Origin of the sequence: Curtobacterium sp. Leaf183 (genome assembly GCF_001424385.1) — a bacterium.
In the GTDB taxonomy this organism is placed as follows: domain Bacteria; phylum Actinomycetota; class Actinomycetes; order Actinomycetales; family Microbacteriaceae; genus Curtobacterium.
In genome coordinates this window covers 950,326-955,769 of record NZ_LMPO01000008.1, presented here as the reverse complement: position 1 = coordinate 955,769, position 5,444 = coordinate 950,326, and the positions used below count along the sequence as shown (strand labels likewise).

The window sequence follows — 5,444 nt, the reverse complement described above, 5'->3', positions numbered from 1 at the left end:
ACCGCCACCATCACCGCACAGATCAAGTAACACCCCCCGCGCCACGAGCGCACAGCACCACACCCCGCAACGGACACAGCACCACGCAACCGCGTGGTGCTGTGTCCGTTGTGCGGTTCCGGGGTCAGCCGGGAGGCCCGGGCCGGCTCAGTCGTGTCGGCGCCACCAGCGACGCGGCCGGGAGCCGAGCTGCTGCTCCTCGGCGGCTCGCGCGGCGGACGCGAACCGCGCCGCGCGACGCTCGCGCCACCGCGCGAGCTCGGACTCGACGTCGCGGAGCGGGGTGACGACGGGCGGTCCGCCCAGCAACTGCCGGCGCGCTTCCTTCACCCGGGCGTTGAAGTCGACCAGGACGTCGCGCACGTCCGACTCCACCGACAGGGCGTCGAGCGCGTCGTCGAGCTCGGCGTCCTCGGTGCGCAGGGCCAGCGCGGGTGGGGCGATGCCGCGGATGTCCTCGCGCTCGATCTTCGACTTGATCCACCAGTCCGGGTCGTGCTGCCCGTCGTTCCCGGGCAGCGGCTTGCCGTGGTACGGGTTGCCCTCGAACACCCCGCGGCGTTCGGCGTCCTCGATCTGCGCCCGGGCGTGTGCTGCGACGTCGGCGGCCTTGAGTAGCCGACGTTCCTCGCGCACCTCGTCCGGGTCGAGCGAACCGCGCTGGACCTCGCTGTCGACGAGCTGCTGGTAGCGGTAGCGCGCGGCCCGGCGGAGGCGGTCCATGCGTGCGTCGATGTCGTTCATCGTCAGACCATGATGCCCCGCACCCCCGACGACGTCACCCAGGAGTGCGCGGCCGGGGTCACTGCTCGGCCGACACCTCTTCGATCGTGAGCGCCGCCTGGATCAGCGCCAGGTGGGACAGTCCCTGCGGGATGTTCCCCATGAACTCACCGTCCACCGCGCTCAGCATCTCGCTGAACAGCCCGACGTCGTTGGCCTGGTCGACCATCTGGTCCATCAGGGCAGTGGCCTCGTCGATCCGCCCGACGCAGGCCATCGCCGCCGCCAGCCAGAACGAGCACGCGACGAAGGGCGACTCCTCGTCCTCCATGCCCGTGTAGCGGTAGACGAGCGGTCCACGCTGCAGCTGGTCCTCGATCGCCCGGATGGTCGACTCCATGCGCGGCCCGCGGTCGAACGACGACATCGCGTGCAGCAGGACCGAGGTGTCGATCGCCGTCGAGCCCTCGTACATGACGTAGTAGCCGAGCTCCTCGTTCCAGCCGTGCTCCGCCACCCACTGCTCGATGAGCTCGCGGTTCTCGATCCACTTCGCCCGCGGGCCGTCGATCATCCCCGCGTCGTGCAGCTCGATCGCGGCGTCCAGCGCCTGCCAGCACCCCATCTTGCTCGACACGTAGTGCTGCGTCTCCTCGAGCTCCCACATGCCCGAGTCGGCCTCGGGCCAGCGGTGGCAGGCGTCGTCGGCGAGGCGTTCCAGCACCGCGGCCGTCGCGCGGTCGAGCACGTTGCCGGCCACGACGTACTGCCGCATGATCTCGAACACGTCGCCCCAGACCCCGAGCTGGAGCTGGTCGCCGGCCCGGTTGCCGACGGTGACCGGCCCGATGCCGTTCCACCCCGGCACGTCGCGCTCCTCGACCTCGTCGGTCTTCGAGCCGTCGAGCCGGTAGAAGATCGGCATGGTCTCGTCGTGCTCGCCGATGGTCCGCATCACCCACGAGACCGCCGCGTGGGTCTCCTCGCGCAGGCCGAACCGGGTCAGCGCGTGCACCGTGTACGACAGGTCGCGGACCCACGCGAAGCGGTAGTCCCAGTTCTTGCCGCCGGTGCGGTCCTCGGGCAGGCTCGTGGTGGCCGCGGCCGCGATGGCGCCGGTTGGCGAGAAGATGAGCAGCTTCAGGGCGAGGGCGCTCCGTTGCACGGCGTCCGACCACGGTCCGTCGTACGAGAACTCCTCCGACCACGTCGACCAGTTCTCGATCGTCCGGTCGACCGCGTCGAGCGTGCTCTCCGGGTCCGGCATGAAGATCGGCTCGTTGTGCGTGCCGACGATCGTCAGGATCGACTTCGACCCCTCGCTCGTGGTGAAGCGGCCGGAGAACCGCGGCCCGTCGTCGTGGACCGGCTCGAACCCGACCTCGACGATGGCGATGGTCACCCCGTCGATGCCGATCACGGCGCCGTTCGCCGTGTCGAGCCGCTTCGGCTCGGCGGTGTTCAGCAGCGTGCCGGGCACGACGGCCCACTCCATCTCCACCGAGCCCTCGACGCCCTGCACGCAGCGGGCGATCTCGGCCCACGGCAGCCGGCCGGCGACCCCGGTGACCATCGCGTCGGTGACCGTGGCCTTCCCGGCCGAGGTCGTCCACGTCGACACGAGCACGTTCGTGCCCGGCAGGTACTCGCGCGACACCGTCGCGTCGGCGTCGGTCGGGCGGAGTGCGACGTGCCCGCCGTGCTCGGCGTCGACGATGCTCGCGAACACCGGCGGCGAGTCGAGCGAGGGGACGGGCAGCCAGTCGATCCGGCCGTCGAGGGCGATGAGCGCGACGGTCCGACCGTCGCCGATGGCCCCGTAGGAGCGGAGCGGCACGTACCCGTCGGTGCGCTCCTCGTTGTCGGAGGCGTCGGGGGTGTCGCGAGTGCGTTCGAGCATGCACCCATGCTGCCCGGGGCTGTCGACGGAGGCTCAGGACCCCGTACCCCGTCTGACGGAGCGGAGCTGGTCCTCCCGTCGGTCGGTCCGGCCGCCACTCCGGACGCGGGTTGTGCATCCCGGGCGTGTCGCGCTAGTCTCGCTCTCCTGCCCGCCCCGGGCAGGACCTGCCAGCGGCAGGACACCGGAAGGACCGCGCATGCGCGCCGTGCAGTATCCCGAACAGCGGATCGAGCTCCAGCTCGATGCGCTCGTGGTGCTGCCCGAACAGCGCAGCGAGCAGCAGTCCACCGGCAATCCCGCGTAGGCACGATCGTCACACGACGCCCCCGTGCCCACCCGGCCCGGGGCGTCGCTCGCCGTCCTCCTCGCGTCCGTCACGGACGCCGCGTCCGTCAGGACGTTCCGTCCGGATCGGACAGGAGGCTCGGCGTGGTTCCGCCTCGGACCGTCACCACCACCACGACGAGACGAGAAGGACCAATGAAGAAGATCACCGGCCGGCTGCTGTCCTGGGCGTCACTGCTCGAGGACAACACGGAGCAGCAGGCCCGCACGACGGCGGCGATGCCGTTCGTGTTCCCGCACCTGGCGCTCATGCCCGACGCCCACCTGGGCCTCGGCGCGACCGTGGGGTCCGTCATCCCCACGCTCGGCGCCGTCATGCCCGCGGCCGTCGGCGTCGACATCGGCTGCGGCATGATCGCCGTGCGCACGCAGTTCACGGCGGACCAGCTGCCCGCTGACCTGCGTCCGCTCCGCGAGCAGATCGAGCGCGCGATCCCGCTGTCGGCCGGCGCGTCGAACCGGAAGGTCGTGGCCACCGCGGCGCCGCGGATCGCCGAGCTCGAGACGATGGCCGAGGCCGCGGGCTTCGACCCCTCGGCCGTGCTCGGGACCTGGCGCAACCAGCTCGGCACGCTCGGGTCCGGCAACCACTTCATCGAGGTCAGCCTCGACGAGGAGGACCGGGTCTGGCTGTTCCTGCACTCCGGATCGCGGGGTGTCGGCAACAAGATCGCTCAGCGGCACATCACGGTCGCCAAGGCCGCGATGGAGCGCTGGTGGATCACCCTGGCGGATCCCGACCTGGCGTACCTGGTCGAGGGCACACCCGAGTTCGACCGGTACATCGCCGAGCTCCGGTGGGCGCAGCACTTCGCGCTGCTGAACCGCGAGGAGATGATGGACCGGGTCGTCCGGCAGCTGTCCGAGGTCATGGGCACGCCGGTCGACGAGCAGGAGCGGATCAACTGCCACCACAACTTCACCCAGCGTGAGACGCACTGGGGGAAGTCGGTGTGGGTGTCCCGCAAGGGTGCGATCCAGGCGCGCGAGGGCCAGCTCGGGCTGATCCCCGGGTCGATGGGCACCTTGTCGTACGTCGTCGAGGGACGGGGCAACAAGCCGTCGCTCGAGTCCTCGCCGCACGGCGCCGGACGGATGTACTCGCGGTCGGCCGCTCGTCGCACGTTCACGCACGACGAGCTCCGGGCCGCGATGGCCGGGATCGAGTACCGGGACACCGACGCGTTCCTGGACGAGATCCCGGCGGCCTACAAGCCGATCGACCAGGTCATGGCCGACGCCGAGGACCTGGTGACCATCCGGCACACGCTGCGGCAGGTCATCAACGTGAAGGGCGACTGAGGGGTCGCGTGGCGGACGGGAGGCACGGTACTGGCCCGCGCCGTGCCTCCCGTCCGCGCCCGGCGCGCACACGTCCCAGCTGCATCGGGCAGTGTGGTGTCCCGTGACCGACAGCGCTGAAGCCACTGCCCGCGAGACCGGACGCCAGGTGCGTCGCGCCGCCGACAGCCGGTGGTTCGAGATGACGGCCCGCGGCGGGTTCGTCGGCAGCGGTGTCGTGCACCTGCTCATCGGGTACCTGGTGATCCTGCTCGGCATCGGGAGTGCCGCCGGCCAGAGCGGGGGCCAGGGCTCGCAGTCCGGCGAGACCGACCAGTCCGGCGCGTTGGCGCAGCTCGCGGCGGTCCCTGGCGGGGTCGTCCTGCTGTGGGTCGTCGCGGTCGGCACTGCTGCGCTGACGATCCGGCTCGTCGTCGAGGCCGTCGTCGGTGGCCGGACCGACACCGCGCGGTCGTGGCTCAACCGGGCGAAGAACGCCGGCAAGGCGATCGTGTACGGCGTGATCGCGTACTCGTCGGCGTCGTTCGCCCTCGGCGCCGGGAAGAGCTCCTCTGGATCGACCCGCGGTGCGGCGGCGACGGCCCTCGCCACGCCGGGCGGGGTGTTCCTGCTGCTCGCGGCCGCTGCGGTCGCGATCGCCATCGGGATCGGTCTGGTCGTCATCGGCGTCCGCCGGTCGTACCGCAAGCAGCTCGTCACGCCCCCGAAGACCGTGGAGCGACCCCTGACGGTGCTGGCGGTGACGGGCTACGTGGCGAAGGGGATCGCCGTGACGATCGTCGGGGTGCTCGTCGCGGTGGCGGCGTTCCGGAGCGACCCGCAGCAGGCGTCCGGGCTCGATGCGGCGTTCGACGCGGTGAAGGGCGTGCCGGGTGGTGGCGTGCTGCTGGTGGTCATCGGGATCGGGTTCCTGGCCTTCGGTGCCTACAGCTTCCTGCGGGCGAAGTACGCCCGCATCTGACCATCGACCGGCCGCCGTCTGGACGACCACGGACCGACCCGACGGTAGACGGGGTCCATGACGACGAGCGCCACCACCGGTCCTGTCCGTGTCTTCGCCGACGCGGGTGCCGTCCTCGGCGAGAGCATCGTGTGGGACCCCGAGCACCAGGTGCTCCGGTGGACCGACATCACCCTCGGCGTCCTGACGACCGCCGACGCGGACGGCGCG

Annotated in this window: 4 protein-coding genes; 2 read left to right on the top strand and 2 right to left on the bottom strand. The window is 71.2% G+C overall.

Annotated features, from left to right (window positions below; translation table 11 throughout):
- Positions 1 to 147: 147 nt before the first annotated feature.
- The gene (locus tag ASG04_RS10865; protein ID WP_056123680.1) at positions 148 to 744 is read right to left on the bottom strand and encodes a DUF1992 domain-containing protein; all 597 of its coding nucleotides are present in this window, start codon (positions 742 to 744) and stop codon (positions 148 to 150) included.
- Between the two features lie 58 nt (positions 745 to 802).
- Positions 803 to 2,623 (bottom strand): glycoside hydrolase family 15 protein, encoded by a 1,821-nt coding sequence (locus ASG04_RS10860; RefSeq protein ID WP_056123678.1) that lies wholly within the window; start codon positions 2,621 to 2,623, stop codon positions 803 to 805.
- Positions 2,624 to 3,106: 483 nt separating this feature from the next.
- Between ASG04_RS10860 and ASG04_RS10855 the strand changes: the two genes are divergently transcribed.
- Together ASG04_RS10855 and ASG04_RS10850 are read left to right on the top strand one after the other, a co-directional pair.
- The gene (locus tag ASG04_RS10855) at positions 3,107 to 4,273 is read left to right on the top strand and encodes an RtcB family protein (protein ID WP_056123674.1); all 1,167 of its coding nucleotides are present in this window, start codon (positions 3,107 to 3,109) and stop codon (positions 4,271 to 4,273) included.
- Positions 4,274 to 4,376: 103 nt separating this feature from the next.
- A complete protein-coding gene (locus tag ASG04_RS10850) occupies positions 4,377 to 5,234 on the top strand; it encodes a DUF1206 domain-containing protein (RefSeq protein WP_056123672.1) in 858 nt (285 codons plus the stop codon).
- Positions 5,235 to 5,444: the final 210 nt, after the last annotated feature.